The organism is Mycobacterium sp. 4D054, from assembly GCF_052245755.1.
In the GTDB taxonomy this organism is placed as follows: domain Bacteria; phylum Actinomycetota; class Actinomycetes; order Mycobacteriales; family Mycobacteriaceae; genus Mycobacterium.
This window is the reverse complement of record NZ_JBQQCF010000004.1, coordinates 92901-110380: the sequence shown is the minus strand read 5'-3', so window position 1 is coordinate 110380 and position 17480 is coordinate 92901. Positions and strand designations below refer to the sequence as shown.

Sequence of the window (17480 nt, the reverse complement as noted above, 5' to 3'; positions counted from 1 at the left end):
CCGGAGGTGGCGTACTTTCCTGAGATCGCCGCGCCTGACGCCGACGCCGCCGCGGCCGCGCGGGCCCGGCAGTCCACACTCACCAAACCGACGGGCGCGCTCGGCCGGCTCGAAGACCTGTCGATCTGGGTCGCGGCATGCCAAGGCGTCTGTCCGCCAAGGCAATTCGATCGGGCCCGGGTGGTGGTTTTCGCCGGCGACCACGGTGTCGCCGCGGCCGGAGTGTCGGCCTATCCCGCCGAGGTGACCGCGGCGATGGTGGCGAACATCGCCGCCGGCGGCGCCGCAGTGAACGTGCTGGCCGACGTCGCCGGTGCCGGTGTGCGGGTCGTCGACATGGCCGTCGACACCGACGAGCCGCTGACGGAGGCGATCGGCGCCGACAAGATCCGGCGCTCCAGCGGCAACATCGCGGTCGAAGACGCGCTGACACCCGACGAGGTGGTGCAGGCCATCGACGCCGGGCGCCGCCTCGCCGACGAGGAAGTGGACTCCGGCGCCGACCTGCTGATCGCCGGCGACATGGGCATCGGCAACACCACACCGGCGACCACGCTGATCGCCGCGCTGACCGACTCCGAACCCGTGGCCGTAGTGGGCCGGGGCACCGGCATCGACGACGCCGGCTGGGCCCGCAAGACCGCCGCGATCCGCGACGCGCTCTACCGCACCCGGCGGCTGTCCGCCGATCCGATCGCGCTGCTGAGAATCTGTGGCGGCGCCGATCTGGCCGCCATGACCGGGTTCTGCGCGCAGGCCGCGGTGCGCCGCACCCCGCTGCTGCTCGACGGCATGGTGGTGACGTCCGCGGCGCTGGCCGCCGAGAAGCTCGCGCCGGGCGCGCGGCTGTGGTGGCAGGCCGGTCACCGCTCCACCGAACCGGCCCACACCCTGGCGCTGCGTCACCTCGACCTCGAGCCGATCGTCGATCTGGGGATGCGCCTCGGTGAGGGTTCCGGCGCGCTGGTCGCGCTCCCGGTGCTGCGTGCCGCCGTCGCGACCCTGGCGTCGATGGCCACCTTCGGGGAAGCCGGAATCAGCGAGGCCTGACGCGTGATCTCCTCACTGGCAGGTGCATTCGCTTTCGCAACGGTCCTGCCGGTGCCGGCGCGGGTCTCGGCCGGCGCCGGGCGCGGGGTGTTGACCGCGCTGCCGGTGGCGGGCGCGGCGCTCGGTGCGTTGGCGGGCGGCGTGCTGGCGGCAGGATTCTGGGCGTTCGGCGACGGCAGCGCACTGGCCGGGGCGCTGGCCGTCGCAGCGCTGCTGCTGGCCACCCGCGGCCTGCACATCGACGGCCTGTCCGACACCGTCGACGGGCTGGGCTGCTACGGGCCGCCCGAGCGGGCGCTGTCGGTGATGCGCGACGGCAGCGCGGGTCCGTTCGGGGTCGCGGCGGTGGCGGTGACGCTGCTCGTCCAGTCGTTGGCGTTCGCGCAGTCCGGTTGGGCCGCGGCGATTGTCGCCGTCGCGGCGGGGCGGGTGGCCGCCGTCGCCGCATGCCGTCGCGGGATCCCCTCGGCCACCGGCAGCACCCTCGGCGCGCTGGCGGCAGGCACGCAGCCGGTCTGGTTGGTCGCCGCCTGGGTGGCCGTCGCCGTCGCCGCGGCGGTGCCGGTGTGCGCGCGGCCGTGGCAGGGGCCGCTGGTGGTGGTGCTGGCGCTGGTCTGCAGTGCAGCGCTCGTCGCCCACTGCGTCCGCCGCTTCGGCGGGATCACCGGTGACGTGCTCGGCGCGGCCGTCGAGGTGACGACGGTGATCGTCGCGGTCGGTCTGGCGGTCCGCTAGGACAGCCGGGCCATCCAGCAATGGGTGTCGGCGAACGTGCCGCGCTGGATGCCGGTCAACGTGTCCCGCAGCGCCATGGTGATCTCCCCCGGCTCGCCGTCGGCGATGGTGAACTCGCCCTCGCCGTACTTGACGTGAGAGACCGGGGTGATGACCGCGGCGGTCCCGCAGGCGAAGACCTCGGTGATCTCTCCCGCGGCCGCCTTCTTCTGCCACTCGTCGACGTCGATTTTGCGTTCCTCGACCGCGAACCCGGCGTCGGTGGCCAACTGCAGCAACGAGTTCCGGGTGATGCCGGGCAGCAGCGACCCCGACAGTTCCGGAGTGACCAGACGGGCGGTGCCGCCGCTGCCGAAGACGAAGAACAGGTTCATGCCGCCCATCTCCTCGATGTAGCGGCGTTCGATCGCGTCGAGCCACACCACCTGATCGCATCCGTGTGCGGCGGCCTCGGCCTGTGCCAGCAGCGACGCGGCGTAGTTGCCGCCGAATTTGGCGGCCCCGGTGCCGCCGGGCGAGGCGCGCACGTACTCGTGCGAGAGCCACACACTGACCGGCTTGATCCCGCGCGGGAAGTAGGCCCCCGCGGGTGAGCCGATGACCATGTAGCGGTACTCGTCGGCCGGCCGCACACCGAGACCGGGTTCGGTGGCGAAGATGAACGGCCGCAGGTACAGCGACTCCTCGCCGCCCGCGCGCGGCACCCACTTCTCGTCGATGGCGATCAGCTGCCGCAGCGATTCGATGAACACCTCGTCGGGCAGCTCCGGGATGGCCAGCCGGCGCGCCGAGGAACGCAACCGCGCCGCGTTGGCCTCGGGACGGAACGACACGATCGACCCGTCGGCCCACCGGTAGGCCTTCAGCCCTTCGAAGACTTCCTGCGCGTAGTGCAGCACGATCGCCGAAGGGTCCAGTTCGATGGGGCCGTACGGGATGACGCGGGCGTCGTGCCAGCCTTCGCCGCTGGTGTAGTCGATCGAGACCATGTGGTCGGTGTGGAACCTGCCGAATCCGGGGTTCTCCAGGATCCCGGCGCGTACCTCGTCGCTCGCCGGATTCGCGTTGCGATCGACGGTGAACTCGAGGCCTTCAGTCATGCAGGCGATTCTATAACCCGGCGGCCAACCGTTTTTGGGGTGCGGCCTCAGCGGGTGCGGGTGTCGACGAACGGCGGCTTGACCACTTCACATTCGATGCGGCGACCGCGGACGTCGACGTCGACGTGTGCGCCGTCGGCGATGTCGGCTGCGGTGTCGATCAATGCCAGTGCGATCCCCACTTTCAGTGTGGGAGAGAAGGTTCCCGATGTCGTGGCGCCGACGGCGGTGTCTCCGGCGAGCACCGTCAGGTCCGGCCGCAGCACACCCCGACCGACCGCGCGCAACCCCCGCAGGGTGCGCCGCGGGCCGGCTTCCTTCTCCGCGAGCAGTGCCTCACGGCCCCAGAATGCGTCCTTCTTCCAGCCGATCGCCCAACCGCAGCGGGCCTGCAGCGGCGAGATGGCCGGCGACAGCTCGTGGCCGTGCAGTGGATATCCCATCTCGGTGCGCAACGTGTCGCGGGCGCCCAGACCGGCCGGTTGGCCGCCGGCCGCCTGCACCGCCTCCAGCAGCGCGTCGAACACCACCGCGGCCTGATCCCAGCCCGGCAGCAGCTCGTAGCCGTGTTCACCGGTGTATCCGGTCCTGCAGACCCGCACGTCGACGCCGCGGTACTCGGCGTCGGCGTAGCCCATGTAGTCCATGTCCGTCGGAAGTCCCAGCCCGCCGACGACGTCGGCCGACTTCGGTCCCTGCACCGCGAGCACGGCCCGGGACCGATGCTCGTCGGTGATGGTCAGACCGTCCGGGGCGCGCTCCTGCAGCGCGGCGACCACGGCTGCGGTGTTGGCCGCGTTGGGCACCAGGAAGATCTCGTCGTCGGAGACGTAATAGGCGATCAGGTCGTCGATCACCCCGCCGTCCTCGGTGCAGCACAGCGTGTACTGGGCCTTGCCCGGCCCGATCCGGCGCAGGTCGTTGGTGAACGCGGAGTTGACGTACTCGGCGGCGCCGGGCCCCTTCACCAGCGCCTTGCCGAGGTGACTGACGTCGAACAAACCGACCGTGCTCCGGGTGGCGTTGTGCTCGGCCACCGTGCCGGCGTAGGACACCGGCATCGACCAGCCGCCGAATTCGGCGAAGCTCGCACCGAGCTTGCGGTGACGGTTCTCCAGAGGGCCGGCCAGCACGTTGTCGCTCACGGCGAACCACACTAGTAGTGCGCCGCACCCCAACGGCATGGCTAGGGTGAATCCCCGTGAGCACCTCAGCCGGTTACCAGTCCCCCGCCGTCACGGTCGCCACCGCGCTGCCCAAGCGCCGGGTTGACTCGTCGGTCCTCATCGTGCCCGTCGTCAGCGACGGGAACGGCAGTGAGGGCAGCGACGCCCGCGCCACCGTGGTGGCCGGCTCCTACCTGAGCGCCGAGGCCGTCGGTGAGATCGAGGCCGCGCTGCAGGCGCTCGGCGCCAAGGGCGGCAACGAGCAGGTCACGCGCGTGGTCGTGTCGGGGCTGCCGGTGGCCAGCGTGGTGGCCGTCGGTCTGGGCAAGAGCCGCGACGAGTTTCCGGCCGAGACGATCCGCCGCGCCGCCGGCGCGGCGGCGCGGTCGCTGTCGGGTGTCGAGGCGGTGGTCACCACGCTGTCCGATCTCAACCTGGAGGCGGCGATCGAGGGGTTGATCCTCGGCTCGTACCGGTTCTCGGAGTTCCGCAGCGAGAAGACCGCACCCAAGGACGCCGGGCTGCGCTCGATCACCGCGCTGACCCCCGACACGAAAGCGGCGACCAAGGATGCCGCTGCCCGCGCGGCGGCCATCGCCACCGCGGTCGCCACCGCCCGCGACTTCGTCAACACCCCGCCCAGCCACCTCTACCCTGCCGAATTCGCCTCTCGGGCAAAGACATTGGGCGAGGCTGCCGGCCTCGAAGTCGAGGTGCTGGACGAGAAGGCGCTCACCAAGGCCGGTTACGGTGGGATCATCGGCGTGGGCAAGGGGTCGTCACGCCCACCACGGCTGGTGCGACTGGCCCACCGCGGCGGCGGCCGTTCGGGCAAGAAGGTGGCGCTGGTCGGCAAGGGCATCACGTTCGACACCGGCGGCATCTCGATCAAGCCGGCCGCCAACATGCACCACATGACCTCCGACATGGGCGGCGCGGCGGCCGTGATCGCGACGGTCGTGCTCGCCGCACTCCGGAACCTGCCGATCGACGTGGTCGCGTACGTGCCGATGGCCGAGAACATGCCGTCGTCCACCGCGCAGCGTCCCGGCGATGTGCTGACCCAGTACGGCGGCACCACCGTCGAGGTGCTCAACACCGACGCCGAGGGCCGGCTCATCCTGGCCGACGCGATCGTGCGGGCGTGTGAGGACGAGCCCGACTACCTGATCGAGACCTCGACGCTGACGGGCGCGCAGACCGTGGCACTGGGTTCGCGAACCCCGGGCGTGATGGGCAGCGACGACTTCCGCGATCGGGTCGCCGAGCTGTCCCAGGCGGTCGGCGAGAACGGCTGGCCGATGCCGCTGCCCGAGGAGCTCAAGGACGAGCTGAAGTCCACCGTCGCCGATCTGGCCAACGTCAGCGGCTCCCGGTTCGCCGGCATGCTGGTCGCCGGCACCTACCTGCGGGAGTTCGTCGCCGAGGGTGTTGAGTGGGCGCACATCGACGTCGCGGCGCCGGCGTACAACTCCGGAGGCCCCTGGGGCTACACCCCCAAGGGGGGCACCGGAGTACCGACGCGGACGATGTTCGCGGTGCTCGAAGATATCGCGGCGAACGGCTGAGCGGCCGAACCCGCTGCATCACATGATGTTTCCGCCGCGGGCGGTGCTTCGCATCACCTGCGGGAAGGCATGTGAGACGCCGTAGACGAGGTATGCCTCGGCGGTCACTGGCCGGACCGGTTTGTTCTTCCTGACCGCGGCGACGATGGCCCTGGCGACCTTGTCCGGGCCGACGCGCCGCACCGCGAAGCCCTTGCGCACCCGTCGCCGGATCGCCTCCGCGTCATAGCTGCGAGCCTCCGGCAGCCAGAAGCGGGTGGTGTTGACGATATTTGTGCCGATGATGCCCGGGCAGATGGTGGTCAGCCCGATCCCGGCCGAATCAAGTTCCGCGCGTAGACAGTCCGAGAACATGAACACGGCCGCCTTCGACGTGCAGTACGGGTTCATCACGTTGACCGGCGTGTAGGAGGCCATCGAGGCGACGTTGACGATGTGCCCGCCCGTGCCGCGGTCCACCAGCCGCTTGCCCCATGAGCGGCACCCGTTGACCACCCCGCCGAAGTTGATGTCCATCACGCGGTCGAACTCTTCGGCCGGGGTGTCGAGGAAGAACCCCGCGTGACCGATGCCGGCGTTGTTGACCACGATGTCGGGCACGCCGTGCTCGGCGCACACCCGTTCGGCCATCTCCTCGACCGCAGCGGCATCGGATACGTCGACGGTGTAGGTGTGCGCTGCGGAGCCGGTGGCGGCGACGAGCCGGGCGGTCTCCTCCAGACCAGCCGAGTCGACGTCGCTGATCACCACGTCGGCCCCGTCGCGGGCGAAGGCGAGCGCGGTCTCGCGGCCGATGCCGCTGGCTGCGCCGGTCACGGCGACCAGGGTGTCGCCGAACGTCTTGCGCCGCCGGCCCGTCTCGGCGCGCAACAGCTCACGGGCGGCCGGTGCGCCGTCGAGGTGATCGACGAGCTGGGTGACCGCCCGGGCGAGCACGCCCGGATGCGACGCGGGCGTGACCGGACCGGTCGTGATGTCTCGGCGCCACAGCCGCGGCACCCGCGAGGGCAGGTCGTCGTAGACGTGGGGGTCCACTCCGCGGTCCCTGGCGGAGACGATCAGTTGCACCGGTACGTCCGTGCGCAGGTCAGCCAGCACGGTCCGCGGGTTGGCGCGGTATGGCGTGACCGTCGCCGTCCGGGCCATGCCGCGGATGAACCGGCCGGGAGCGGTCATCGCGGTGCGCAGCCGTGCGGCGAGGTGTTCGGGGCCGGCTCCCGAGACCGACGTCAGCGACGCGATCCGCGCCCCGGGACGCTTCAGGTAGTGCCACACCCCGGCCGTGCCCGCACCGTGCGCGAGCACGTGCACCGCTGTATTGCCGTCGAGGACGGCCGCGAGGTCGTCGGCGAACCGCTCCACGGTGTAGGCCGACGCCGGCTTGGGCGCATCCGACTCGCCCGCTCCGCGGAGGTCGTAGGCGACGATCCGGAACCTGTCGGCCAACAGCGCAGCCACCTCGTCCCAGATGCGGTGGGTGTCGGAATGACCGTGCACCAGCACGAGCGTGGGGCCGTCCGGATCGCCGTGTTCGAAGACGGCGATGCGGACACCGTCACTGCTGCGGACGAAGCGCTGGCTACTCACGAGCGGACACTACCGCCAGCGACGGAGCACTACCCCATGGCTCACGCTTGGCTGCCGTCAGCGCTCGAGTTCTTCGCGGGCGGCCCGCTTACGCTCGATCCGCCGGCGCGCGTCGTAGTCGCGCATGCGTTGCGGGTAACCGACCTTCTGAACGTCATAGACGGGGATCTTTAGCCGGTCGGACAGCCGTCGGGCCCCGGCGTGACCGCCGGCTTTGCGCCGGGTCCACTCACCGTCGGCGGCGACCAGCACCACGGTGACATCGGTGACGGTGGTCTTGGGTTCGATGAACGCCTCGACGCCATGATGTTCGGCGACCCAGCGCTGCAGGTACCGCAGATCGGCGGCGGGGTCGGTGGCCGTCGTGGCCGTGCGGCGCCGACCACGGAGTCTGTCGAACAGTCCCACCTGGGCTTGCTCCTTCCGGCGATCCGCTGGTGACCCGACATTTCGATAGTGCCAGAGGTTTCAGAACGCGCGTCCGCGGCGGAAGGTCACATGGACGTGACAGGATGGGACGCGACACCTCAGAGACTGCGACCGACCATTAAGGGAGTCACGACACTATGGCCATCTCCGTCCAGATGCCCGCACTCGGAGAGAGCGTTACCGAGGGGACTGTCACCCGCTGGCTGAAGCAGGAGGGGGACACGGTCGAAGAGGACGAGCCATTGCTGGAGGTGTCCACCGACAAGGTCGACACCGAGATCCCCTCACCTGCCTCAGGTGTGCTGAAGAAGATCGTCGCCCAGGAGGACGACACCGTCGAGGTCGGCGGTGAGCTGGCGGTCATCGGCGACGCCGACGACAGCGGCGACACCGACAGCGACAGCGGCGGCGAGGAACCGGAAGCCGAGGCCGAACCGGAACCCGAGCCGGAGCCCGAGCCCGAGCCCGAGCCGGAGGAAGAGCCCGAGCCGCAATCTGAGAAGAAGCCCTCCGGCGGCGGTTCGTCGGGGTCGGCGACACCCGTACTCATGCCCGAGCTCGGCGAGTCCGTCACCGAGGGCACCGTCACCCGCTGGCTGAAGAAGGTCGGCGACAGCGTCGAGGTAGACGAGCCGCTCGTGGAGGTGTCCACCGACAAGGTCGACACCGAGATCCCGTCGCCGGTGGCCGGCACGCTGCTGTCGATCACCGCCGAAGAGGACGACACCGTCGAGGTCGGCGGAGAGCTCGCCAAAATCGGCGATCAGGGCGCTGAGGCCGAGCCCGAACCGGAAGCCGAGCCCGAACCGGAGCCGGAACCCGAGCCCGAGCCGAAGCAGACCAAGCCGTCGGCCAAACCCTCTGAGGAAGCCCAGCCGGAACCCAAGCCGGAGCCCAAGCCCGAACCCAAGCCGGAGCCCAAGCCCGAACCGAAGCCCGAACCGAAGCCGGAGCCGGCCGCGGCCGAGGGTTCCGCGGACTCCAGCCCGTATGTGACTCCGCTGGTGCGCAAGCTCGCCGGTGAGCACGGAGTGGACCTCGCGACGGTCAAGGGCACCGGTGTGGGCGGCCGGATCCGCAAGCAGGACGTGCTGGCCGCCGCAGAGGCGAGCAAGGCGCCGAAGGAGGCGCCGAAGGCGGCGCCCGCGGCCGAGGCGCCCGCCAAGGTGGCCGGCCCGCCCGCCGAAGGGGCGCTGGCGCACCTGCGCGGTACCACCCAGAAGGCCAACCGGATCCGCCAGATCACCGCCAAGAAGACCCGCGAGTCGCTGCAGACCACGGCGCAGCTGACGCAGGTCCACGAGGTCGACATGACCAAGATCGTGGCGCTGCGGGCCAGGGCCAAGGCGCAGTTCGCCGAACGCGAAGGGGTGAACCTCACCTACCTGCCGTTCATCGCACGGGCGGTGATCGACGCGCTGAAGCTGCACCCGAACGTGAATGCCAGCTACAACGAGGATTCCAAGGAGATCACCTACTACGACGCCGAGCACCTGGGCATCGCCGTCGACACCGACCAGGGCCTGCTGTCCCCGGTGATCCACAACGCCGGCGACCTGTCGCTGGGCGGGCTGGCCCGGGCGATCGCCGACATCGCCGCGCGGGCGCGGTCGGGCAACCTCAAGCCCGACGAACTCTCCGGTGGCACGTTCACGATCACCAACATCGGCAGCCAGGGCGCGCTGTTCGACACCCCGATCCTGGTGCCGCCGCAGGCGGCCATGCTCGGCACCGGCGCCATCGTCAAACGGCCGCGGGTGATCGTCGACCAGTTCGGCAACGAGTCGATCGGCGTCCGCTCGGTGAGCTACCTGCCGTTGACCTACGATCACCGCCTCATCGACGGCGCTGACGCCGGCCGCTTCGTCACCACCGTCAAGCGCCGGTTGGAAGAGGGTGCGTTCGAGGCCGACCTCGGGTTGTAGACGAGGTTGTCGATGCCATCGGATTCGGTCATCGCGATCGCGGGGTCATCCGGTCTGATCGGTACGGCGCTGGTCTACGCGCTGCGCGCCACCGATCATCGGGTGATCCGCATCGTGCGGCGCGCCCCGTCGAACGCCGACGAGGTGTTCTGGAATCCCGACTCCGGCGAGTTCGACCCGAACACCCTGCTCGGTGTGGATGCCGTGGTGAACCTGTGTGGCGTCAACGTCGGCCAGAAGCGGTGGTCGGGTGCGTTCAAGCAGAGCCTGCGCGACAGCCGGATCGGCCCGACCGAGGTGCTGGCCAACGCGGTGGTCGATGCCGAGGTGCCGGTGTTGATCAACGCCAGCGCGGTCGGCTACTACGGCAACTCGGGTAGCACGCCGGTCGACGAGACGGCCGGGCCGGGCCACAACTTCCTGGCCCGCCTGGCCGTCGACTGGGAGACCGCCACCACGGTGGCCGCGCAAGCCGGCGTTCGGGTGGTGCTGGCACGCACCGGCCTGGTGATGGCGCCGTCAGGGGGCATGCTGAGTCGGCTCAAACCGCTGTTCTCGCTCGGGCTCGGCGCCCGCCTCGGCAACGGACGGCAGTACCTGTCGTGGGTCAGCCTCGAAGACGAGGTGCGGGCACTGCTCTTCGCGATCACACGCGACGAGCTGTCCGGGCCGGTCAACTTCACCGGGCCGGCACCGGTGACCAACGCGGAGTTCACCACTGCGCTGGGCCGCTCAGTGCGCCGACCAACCCCTCTGGTCGTGCCGGGGTTCGCGTTGCGGGTCGCGCTCGGAGAATTCGCCGACGAAGGTGTGCTCGGCGGGCAGCGCGCGATCCCGGCGGCATTGGAACGCGCCGGTTTCGAGTTCCACCACCACACCATCGGCGAGGCCCTGGCGTTCGCCACCGCGCCCAACCGTGAGTAGCGTCGAGGACATGGCGGTTTCGATTCGGTCGCACACCGCACCGGTACAGGTGCGCCGTCTCGGCAACCTGGACTACCGGCAAGCGTGGGACCTTCAGCGCCGCGTCGCCGAAGAACGCATCGCGGGCGGGCCCGACACGCTGCTGCTGCTGGAGCACCCGCCGGTGTACACCGCGGGCCGGCGCACCCTACCCGAGGAGAAGCCGGTCGACGGCACGCCTGTCATCGACACCGACCGCGGCGGCAAGATCACCTGGCACGGGCCCGGCCAGCTGGTCGGCTACCCGATCATCGGGCTGGCCGAGCCGCTGGATGTGGTGAATTTCGTTCGGCGCCTTGAAGATTCGTTGATCACGGTGTGTGCGGAGCTGGGCCTGTCGGCAGGCCGGGTCGAGGGCCGGTCCGGGGTGTGGTTGCCGGCCGCGGTGAACCGGCCTGCGCGCAAGATCGCCGCGATAGGCATCCGGGTCGCGCGGGCGACGACCCTGCACGGGTTCGCGCTGAACTGTGACTGCGACCTCGGCGCGTACGGCGCGATCGTGCCGTGCGGCATCCGGGACGCCGGCGTGACCTCGCTCACCGCCGAGCTGGGCCGCACGGTCACCGTCGACGACATCGCCGACCGGGTGGGCGAGGCGGTTCTCGACGCGCTCGACGGCCGTCTCACGGCGTTTGCGGCGCCTGCCATGCGCGTAGGATCACCACAGTGACTATCGCTCCTGACGGCCGCAAGCTGCTGCGTCTGGAAGTTCGTAACGCCGAGACGCCGATCGAGCGCAAGCCCCCGTGGATCAAGACCCGCGCCAAGATGGGCCCGGAGTACAAAGAGCTCAAAAACCTGGTGCGCCGTGAGGGCCTGCACACCGTGTGCGAGGAGGCGGGCTGCCCCAACATCTTCGAGTGCTGGGAAGACCGCGAGGCTACGTTCCTGATCGGCGGCGAGCAGTGCACCCGTCGGTGCGACTTCTGCCAGATCGACACCGGTAAGCCCGCCGAACTGGACCGCGACGAGCCGCGCCGGGTGGCCGAGAGTGTGCAGGCGATGGGTCTGCGCTACTCCACGGTGACCGGTGTGGCCCGCGACGACCTGCCCGACGGTGGCGCCTGGCTCTACGCCGAAACGGTCCGTCAGATCAAGGCGCTGAACCCGAACACCGGTGTGGAGTTGTTGATCCCGGACTTCAACGCAGATCCGGGCCAACTGGAGCAGGTCTTCGAGTCGCGGCCGGAGGTGCTGGCGCACAACGTCGAAACCGTCCCCCGCATCTTCAAGCGGATCCGGCCCGGGTTCCGTTATGAACGCAGCCTGTCGGTGCTGACGATGGCGCGCGACTACGGACTGGTCACCAAGAGCAACCTGATCCTCGGCATGGGTGAGACCCCTGAGGAGGTGCGCGCGGCCCTGGGCGACCTGCACGAGGCGGGGTGCGACATCGTCACGATCACTCAGTACCTGCGCCCGTCCGCACGCCACCACCCGGTGGAACGCTGGGTCCATCCCGACGAGTTCGTCGAGCACGAGCGCTACGCGACCGAGCTCGGCTTCGCCGGCGTGCTGGCCGGACCGTTGGTGCGTTCGTCCTACCGGGCCGGGAAGTTGTATGCGCAGACGGTCGCGTCGCGACCGCCCGTATCCTGAAGCAATGGCGAAATCGCGTAACCCGGCCGAGGCGAAGGCCGCCAAGGCAGAGGCGAAGGCCGCCCGCAAGGCGGCGTCCAAGCAGCGGCGCAGCCAGCTGTGGCAGGCGTTCCAGATGCAGCGCAAAGAGGACAAGCGGCTGCTGCCGTACATGATCGGCGCGTTCGTGCTGATCGTCGGCGCCTCGGTGGCGACCGGTGTGTACGCCGGCGGGTTCACGATGTTCATGCTGATCCCGCTGGGCATCGTGCTCGGCGCGCTGGTGGCCTTCATCATCTTCGGTCGGCGCGCCCAGAAGGCGGTGTACCGCAAGGCCGAGGGACAGACCGGCGCGGCCGCGTGGGCGTTGGACAATCTGCGCGGCAAGTGGCGCGTCACTCCCGGCGTCGCCGCGACCGGCCACTTCGACGCCGTGCACCGGGTCATCGGACGTCCCGGTGTGATCTTCGTGGGCGAGGGTGCCGCCAACCGGGTCAGGCCGCTGCTGGCCCAGGAGAAAAAGCGCACCGCCCGTCTGGTCGGTGACGTGCCGATCTACGACGTGATCATCGGCAACGGTGAGGGTGAGGTTCCGCTGGCCAAGTTGGAACGCCACCTCAACAAGTTGCCGGCGAACATCACGGTCAAGCAGATGGACTCCCTGGAATCCCGCCTGGCAGCACTGGGCACCAAGGTGGGACCGGCCGCGATGCCCAAGGGCCCGTTGCCGGCGCAGGCCAAGATGCGCGGCGTGCAGCGCACCGTGCGCCGGCGCTGACCACCGGCGCGCCGCGCCTGCTCTAACCCTCCGCGCACGTACGTTCGCCATATGTGCACCGCGTGCGAATGGGCTCCGCATTTCGCGGCTTTCGGGCGAGGGGGGCCCCTGACACGCCGGACCGTGCTGCGGGCCGCGGCCGTGACGGCCGTCGTCGCGACGGCATCGGCATGCGCCACCGAGTCGACTCCCCTGACGCAGTCCACCGCGGCCGACGGCGCCGACCCGGACTTCGTCTTCCACAACGGCCGCGTCTACACGGTGACCGAGGCGGCGCCGTGGGCCGAGGCCGTCGCGGTCACCGGTGACACCATCACCTATGTCGGCGACGCGGCCGGGGCGATGGCGCTAGTCGGTCCGGACACTCAGGTCGTCGACCTCGACGGCAATCTGCTGATGCCGGGTTTCGTCGAGGGGCACATCCACCCGATCCTCGGCGCGTTCCTGTCCACCGGCGTCGATCTCCAGGTGCCGACCGCACAGGACGCACTCGATGCGATCGCGGCCTACGCCAGCGCCAACCCGGGCGGTCCGGTACGCGGATTCGGCTGGCGCGTGGACATGTTCGGCCCTGACGGGCCGACCCGGGCCCAACTCGACCGGGTGCTGCCCGACCGACCCGGGTTCTTCTTCGCGATCGACGGTCACAGCATGTGGGCCAACAGCAGGGCCCTGGAGTTGGCCGGCGTCAGCCGCGACTCGCCCGACCCGATCCCCGGATTCAGCTACTACGTGCGCGACGAGGACGGCGAGCTCACCGGTTATGTGCTCGAAGTGGACGCGGTGCTCGGCCTGGTCAACGCGATCGAGCCCATCTCCGCCGAGACGATGGGCCGGCTGCTCGAACAGTGGCTGCCGAAAGCATCCGAAGCGGGCATCACGTCGGTGTTCGACGCGGGCGTCCCGCCGATCGGCGGCGACCAGAGCGCACTGATCGAGCTCTACACCGACGCCGCGCGCCGCGGCGCGCTGCCGTTGCGCGTGGTGGCCTCCTACAGCGTGAAGTCACCGCCGTTCGACGACGCCGTCGCCCGGCTGACCGACATCCGCAACCGCGTCTCCACCGACCTCGTCGACGTCGGGGTGGTCAAGATCGTCGGCGACGGAACGCAGGGCGGTTACACGGCCTGGCTGCTGGAACCCTATGCCGACCGGCCGGAATCGATCGGCGGCTCCCCGTTCACCGAGCAGCAGTGGCGGCAGCTGGTGCAGCAGGTGGATGCGGCCGGTCTCGACATCCACGTGCACGCCTGCGGTGAACGCACCGCACGCACGGCACTGGACTCGATCGAGGCCGCGGTCAAGACGAACCCGCCGCGGGATCGTCGGCACACGGTCGCCCATCTGGTCTACCTGGAAGACCCGGACGCACGACGCTTCGGTGAGCTCGGTGTGGTCGCCCAGTTCTCCGCCAACTGGCTGTCCGCCGATCCCGACACGGTGCAGAACATGGCCGCGCGGTACGGGAAGCCCCGTGGGGACAACTTGTACCGGGTGCAGGACGTCCTACGAACCGGCGGCCCGGTGTCGCTGGGCACCGACTGGCCGGCGGCCGGGTACTTCTCGACGTACAAGCCGCTGGACTCCATCCAGATCGGGGTGACGCGACAGTTGATCGGCGATCCCGACGCTGAGGTGCTCGCACCGGCCGATCAGAGGATGACGGTCGAACAGGCGGTGCATGCCAACACCCTCGGCGCGGCCTATCAGCTTCGCCTCGACGACAAGGTCGGCTCCGTCGAGGTCGGCAAGCTGGCTGATCTGATCGTGTTGGACCGCAACATCTTCGAGGTCGACCCTCGTCAGATCAGTGGCGCAACGGTGACGATGACGATGATGAACGGGCAGATCCGCCATCAGGCTTAGCGCTGCGGTCCGCTCTCACCACGGCGGTCTTCGTCGCCAGATCGTGCAGTCCGCGCAGATCGGAGTCGGTGAACAGAGCCGGGATCACCAGTGTGATGAGCAGACCGCGCACCAACGCCCGGCCCGAACCCACATGCTGCCGGTTGTCCACGGGCACCACCTTCAGGCCGAGCAGGAGCTGGCCCGGGGTGAAACCGAACAGCCGCACCGACACCACGCCGAGGACGAGCCACACGACGAGCACCGCCGTCGACAACGCCGCCAGGCTGACCCAACCGAACGTCATCGCCAGCGCGGCGAGGCCGTAGCTGACCAGCCAGTCGACGAGGAGCGCACCGATGCGGCGGCCGAATCGAGCGATGGACCCCGGGCCGCTCTCGGGGAAGCCGAGACGCTCGCCGGGATAGGTGGAGGCCCGCTGACCGGAGTCGTCGGATTGCGACGGTCCCGACAGCCAGGACCCAATGCTGCGGGCCATGCGGCAAGGATATGCGGCTGCCGATAGTGTCCTGTAACTGACGCCGACGTGATGCGTAACGTCCACGCAACATGCGGTTGACTGCCGTGCAACATCGTATCCATACCGTCACCGGCGGGCTACCAAGTCAAAGGAGAGCAATAAGTGGCAGAACAGACCGCCGACGACATCATCAAGCTGATCAAGGACGAGAACGTCGAGTACGTCGACATTCGGTTCTGCGATCTGCCCGGCGTCGTCCAACACTTCTCGATCCCGGCGTCTGCGTTCGACGAGAGCGTGTTCGAGGACGGCCTCGCCTTCGACGGTTCGTCGGTGCGCGGCTTCCAGTCCATCCACGAGTCGGACATGATGCTGCTGCCCGATCCGGCCACCGCGCGCATCGACCCTTTCCGCGCCGCCAAGACGCTGAACATGAACTTCTTCGTGCACGACCCGTTCACCCGTGAGGCGTACTCCCGCGACCCGCGTAACGTCGCCCGCAAGGCCGAGAACTACCTGGTCAGCACCGGCATCGCCGACACCTGCTACTTCGGCGCGGAGGCCGAGTTCTACATCTTCGATTCGGTGAGGTTCGATTCGAAGATCAACGGCACCTTCTACGAGGTGGACTCCGAGTCGGGTTGGTGGAACACCGGGGAGCCGTTCGAGGCGGACGGCACCCCCAACCGTGGCTACAAGGTCCGCCCCAAGGGCGGCTACTTCCCCGTCGCGCCCTACGACCACTACGTCGACCTGCGCGACGAGATGGCCACCAACCTGCAGAACTCGGGCTTCGTGCTCGAACGCGGACACCACGAGGTGGGCACTGCCGGTCAGGCCGAGATCAACTACAAGTTCGACACGCTGCTGCACGCGGCCGACGACGTGCTGCTGTTCAAATACATCATCAAGAACACGGCGTGGGCCAACGGCAAGACCGTCACGTTCATGCCGAAGCCACTGTTCGGTGACAACGGTTCCGGTATGCACGCTCACCAGTCGCTGTGGAAGGACGGCAAGCCGCTGTTCCACGACGAGTCGGGTTACGCCGGACTGTCGGACATGGCCCGCCACTACATCGGCGGCATCCTGCACCACGCGCCGTCGCTGCTGGCGTTCACCAACCCGACGGTGAACTCCTACAAGCGTCTGGTGCCTGGCTACGAGGCCCCGATCAACCTGGTGTACAGCCAGCGCAACCGGTCGGCCTGCGTCCGTATCCCGATCACCGGCAACAACCCGAAGGCCAAGCGTCTCGAATTCCGCTGCCCCGACAGCTCGGGCAACCCGTACCTGGCGTTCGCGGCGATGCTGATGGCCGGTATCGACGGCATCAAGCGCAAGATCGAGCCCCTGGCCCCGGTCGACAAGGATCTCTACGAGTTGCCGCCCGAGGAGGCCGCCAACATCCCGCAGGCGCCCACGTCGCTCGCCGCGGTGATCGACAAGCTCGAAGAGGACCACGAATACCTCACCGAGGGCGGGGTGTTCACCACGGACCTGATCGAGACCTGGATCTCCTACAAGCGGGAGAACGAGATCATGCCGATCCAGATCCGTCCTCACCCGTACGAGTTCTCGCTGTATTACGACGTCTAAGTCGGCCCGCCGACGCGACGTCTAAGTCCAAGTCGTACGAGACGACACCGCCCGCGCTGCCCTAGGCAGCGCGGGCGGTTCCGTGTGCGAATAGGCCTTACTCCAGGTCGGGCAGCGCTGAACCGAGGCCACCAGAAAACTATCCGGACTGGAGTCCGCGGCGGTAGGCTCGGGCGCATGACCACCAACCTGGACGCGCGCCTGGCAAGCTATTCCTCCCCGATGCTGAGCATCTTCCGCATCGTGGTCGGTTTGTTGTTCACCCTGCACGGCACCATGAAGCTGTTCGGGTGGCCGCTGGGCGAGGCGGTCCCCACCGGCACCTGGCCGTACTGGTTCGCCGGGGTGATCGAGCTGGTGTGCGGCCTCCTGATCACCGTCGGCTTTTTCACGCGCATCGCGGCGATCGTCGCCGCAGGTCAGATGGCCGTGGCCTACTTCTGGCAGCACTGGGGAATCATCGGCGGGGAGCCCGCCAGCTTCTGGCCGTTCGGCGGCCAGGCCGGCGGCAACGGCGGCGAACTGGCGATCCTGTTCTGCTTCGCGTTCCTTCTTCTGGCCGCGATGGGTGCGGGCACATGGTCGGTGGATGCCCGCCGCCGCGGGGCCGCCGTACGCGCCTAGACCGCGGTTTGCTCGCACCTTCCTGAACAACACCGCGCAGATCTGGCAAACG

The 17480-nt window shown here is 69.1% G+C and carries 16 protein-coding genes; 11 read left to right on the top strand and 5 right to left on the bottom strand.

Annotation, left to right across the window (positions count from 1 at the left end):
* Positions 1-6 precede the first annotated feature (6 nt).
* The gene (cobT, locus tag ACTWP6_RS05185; protein ID WP_443187109.1) at positions 7-1050 is read left to right on the top strand and encodes a nicotinate-nucleotide--dimethylbenzimidazole phosphoribosyltransferase; all 1044 of its coding nucleotides are present in this window, start codon (positions 7-9) and stop codon (positions 1048-1050) included.
* A gap of 3 nt (positions 1051-1053) precedes the next feature.
* Positions 1054-1785: an adenosylcobinamide-GDP ribazoletransferase gene (locus tag ACTWP6_RS05180; protein WP_443187035.1), complete on the top strand. Its 732-nt coding sequence runs from the start codon at positions 1054-1056 to the stop codon at positions 1783-1785.
* On the opposite strand, the gene ACTWP6_RS05175 is transcribed toward ACTWP6_RS05180, so the two are convergent.
* Both ACTWP6_RS05175 and gcvT read right to left on the bottom strand, forming a co-directional pair.
* A complete protein-coding gene (locus ACTWP6_RS05175; protein WP_443187034.1) occupies positions 1782-2885 on the bottom strand; it encodes a branched-chain amino acid aminotransferase in 1104 nt (367 codons plus the stop codon). The genes ACTWP6_RS05180 and ACTWP6_RS05175 overlap by 4 nt on opposite strands.
* Positions 2886-2932: 47 nt before the next feature.
* The gene (gene gcvT / locus ACTWP6_RS05170) at positions 2933-4069 is read right to left on the bottom strand and encodes a glycine cleavage system aminomethyltransferase GcvT (protein WP_443187033.1); all 1137 of its coding nucleotides are present in this window, start codon (positions 4067-4069) and stop codon (positions 2933-2935) included.
* Between the two features lie 17 nt (positions 4070-4086).
* Between gcvT and ACTWP6_RS05165 the strand changes: the two genes are divergently transcribed.
* Entirely contained in the window at positions 4087-5619 is a 1533-nt protein-coding gene (locus tag ACTWP6_RS05165; RefSeq protein ID WP_443187032.1) for a leucyl aminopeptidase, read from the top strand.
* 18 nt (positions 5620-5637) lie between these two features.
* Here the strand turns inward: ACTWP6_RS05165 and ACTWP6_RS05160 are convergent, their stop codons facing one another.
* Both ACTWP6_RS05160 and ACTWP6_RS05155 read right to left on the bottom strand, forming a co-directional pair.
* Positions 5638-7206, bottom strand: coding sequence for an SDR family oxidoreductase (locus ACTWP6_RS05160; RefSeq protein ID WP_443187031.1), 1569 nt, complete (start codon positions 7204-7206; stop codon positions 5638-5640).
* 57 nt (positions 7207-7263) lie between these two features.
* The gene (locus ACTWP6_RS05155; RefSeq protein ID WP_260753596.1) at positions 7264-7614 is read right to left on the bottom strand and encodes an oxidoreductase; all 351 of its coding nucleotides are present in this window, start codon (positions 7612-7614) and stop codon (positions 7264-7266) included.
* A gap of 158 nt (positions 7615-7772) precedes the next feature.
* Between ACTWP6_RS05155 and sucB the strand changes: the two genes are divergently transcribed.
* The 6 genes from sucB to ACTWP6_RS05125 are packed head-to-tail and all read left to right on the top strand — an operon-like array spanning position 7773 to position 14745.
* Positions 7773-9560: a 2-oxoglutarate dehydrogenase, E2 component, dihydrolipoamide succinyltransferase gene (gene sucB / locus ACTWP6_RS05150; protein WP_443187030.1), complete on the top strand. Its 1788-nt coding sequence runs from the start codon at positions 7773-7775 to the stop codon at positions 9558-9560.
* 12 nt (positions 9561-9572) lie between these two features.
* A complete protein-coding gene (locus tag ACTWP6_RS05145) occupies positions 9573-10484 on the top strand; it encodes a TIGR01777 family oxidoreductase (RefSeq protein WP_443187029.1) in 912 nt (303 codons plus the stop codon).
* Positions 10485-10494: 10 nt separating this feature from the next.
* Positions 10495-11193 (top strand): lipoyl(octanoyl) transferase LipB, encoded by a 699-nt coding sequence (gene lipB, locus ACTWP6_RS05140; RefSeq protein ID WP_443187028.1) that lies wholly within the window; start codon positions 10495-10497, stop codon positions 11191-11193.
* Positions 11190-12122, top strand: coding sequence for a lipoyl synthase (gene lipA / locus ACTWP6_RS05135; RefSeq protein ID WP_443187027.1), 933 nt, complete (start codon positions 11190-11192; stop codon positions 12120-12122). Before lipB ends, lipA begins: the two co-directional genes overlap by 4 nt.
* 4 nt (positions 12123-12126) lie before the next feature.
* Positions 12127-12879: a DUF4191 domain-containing protein gene (locus ACTWP6_RS05130; protein WP_443187026.1), complete on the top strand. Its 753-nt coding sequence runs from the start codon at positions 12127-12129 to the stop codon at positions 12877-12879.
* A gap of 51 nt (positions 12880-12930) precedes the next feature.
* Positions 12931-14745, top strand: coding sequence for an amidohydrolase (locus ACTWP6_RS05125; RefSeq protein WP_443187025.1), 1815 nt, complete (start codon positions 12931-12933; stop codon positions 14743-14745).
* Here the strand turns inward: ACTWP6_RS05125 and ACTWP6_RS05120 are convergent.
* Positions 14687-15223, bottom strand: coding sequence for an RDD family protein (locus ACTWP6_RS05120; protein WP_443187024.1), 537 nt, complete (start codon positions 15221-15223; stop codon positions 14687-14689). The genes ACTWP6_RS05125 and ACTWP6_RS05120 overlap by 59 nt on opposite strands.
* A 144-nt stretch (positions 15224-15367) precedes the next feature.
* Between ACTWP6_RS05120 and glnA the strand changes: the two genes are divergently transcribed.
* Together glnA and ACTWP6_RS05110 are read left to right on the top strand one after the other, a co-directional pair.
* Positions 15368-16804, top strand: coding sequence for a type I glutamate--ammonia ligase (glnA, locus tag ACTWP6_RS05115; RefSeq protein WP_260753622.1), 1437 nt, complete (start codon positions 15368-15370; stop codon positions 16802-16804).
* 177 nt (positions 16805-16981) lie between these two features.
* Positions 16982-17428: a DoxX family protein gene (locus ACTWP6_RS05110; RefSeq protein ID WP_443187023.1), complete on the top strand. Its 447-nt coding sequence runs from the start codon at positions 16982-16984 to the stop codon at positions 17426-17428.
* Positions 17429-17480 lie beyond the last annotated feature (52 nt).

Bases quoted from the DNA above. Each gene is read 5' to 3' on its own strand.
- sucB (WP_443187030.1), top strand. From the start codon at position 7,773: ATGGCCATCTCCGTCCAGATGCCCGCACTCGGAGAGAGCGTTACCGAG.
- ACTWP6_RS05145 (WP_443187029.1), top strand. From the start codon at position 9,573: ATGCCATCGGATTCGGTCATCGCGATCGCGGGGTCATCCGGTCTGATC.
- ACTWP6_RS05120 (WP_443187024.1), bottom strand. From the start codon at position 15,223: ATGGCCCGCAGCATTGGGTCCTGGCTGTCGGGACCGTCGCAATCCGAC.
- gcvT (WP_443187033.1), bottom strand. From the start codon at position 4,069: ATGCCGTTGGGGTGCGGCGCACTACTAGTGTGGTTCGCCGTGAGCGAC.
- ACTWP6_RS05130 (WP_443187026.1), top strand. From the start codon at position 12,127: ATGGCGAAATCGCGTAACCCGGCCGAGGCGAAGGCCGCCAAGGCAGAG.
- lipB (WP_443187028.1), top strand. From the start codon at position 10,495: ATGGCGGTTTCGATTCGGTCGCACACCGCACCGGTACAGGTGCGCCGT.
- ACTWP6_RS05125 (WP_443187025.1), top strand. From the start codon at position 12,931: ATGTGCACCGCGTGCGAATGGGCTCCGCATTTCGCGGCTTTCGGGCGA.
- ACTWP6_RS05175 (WP_443187034.1), bottom strand. From the start codon at position 2,885: ATGACTGAAGGCCTCGAGTTCACCGTCGATCGCAACGCGAATCCGGCG.
- ACTWP6_RS05110 (WP_443187023.1), top strand. From the start codon at position 16,982: ATGACCACCAACCTGGACGCGCGCCTGGCAAGCTATTCCTCCCCGATG.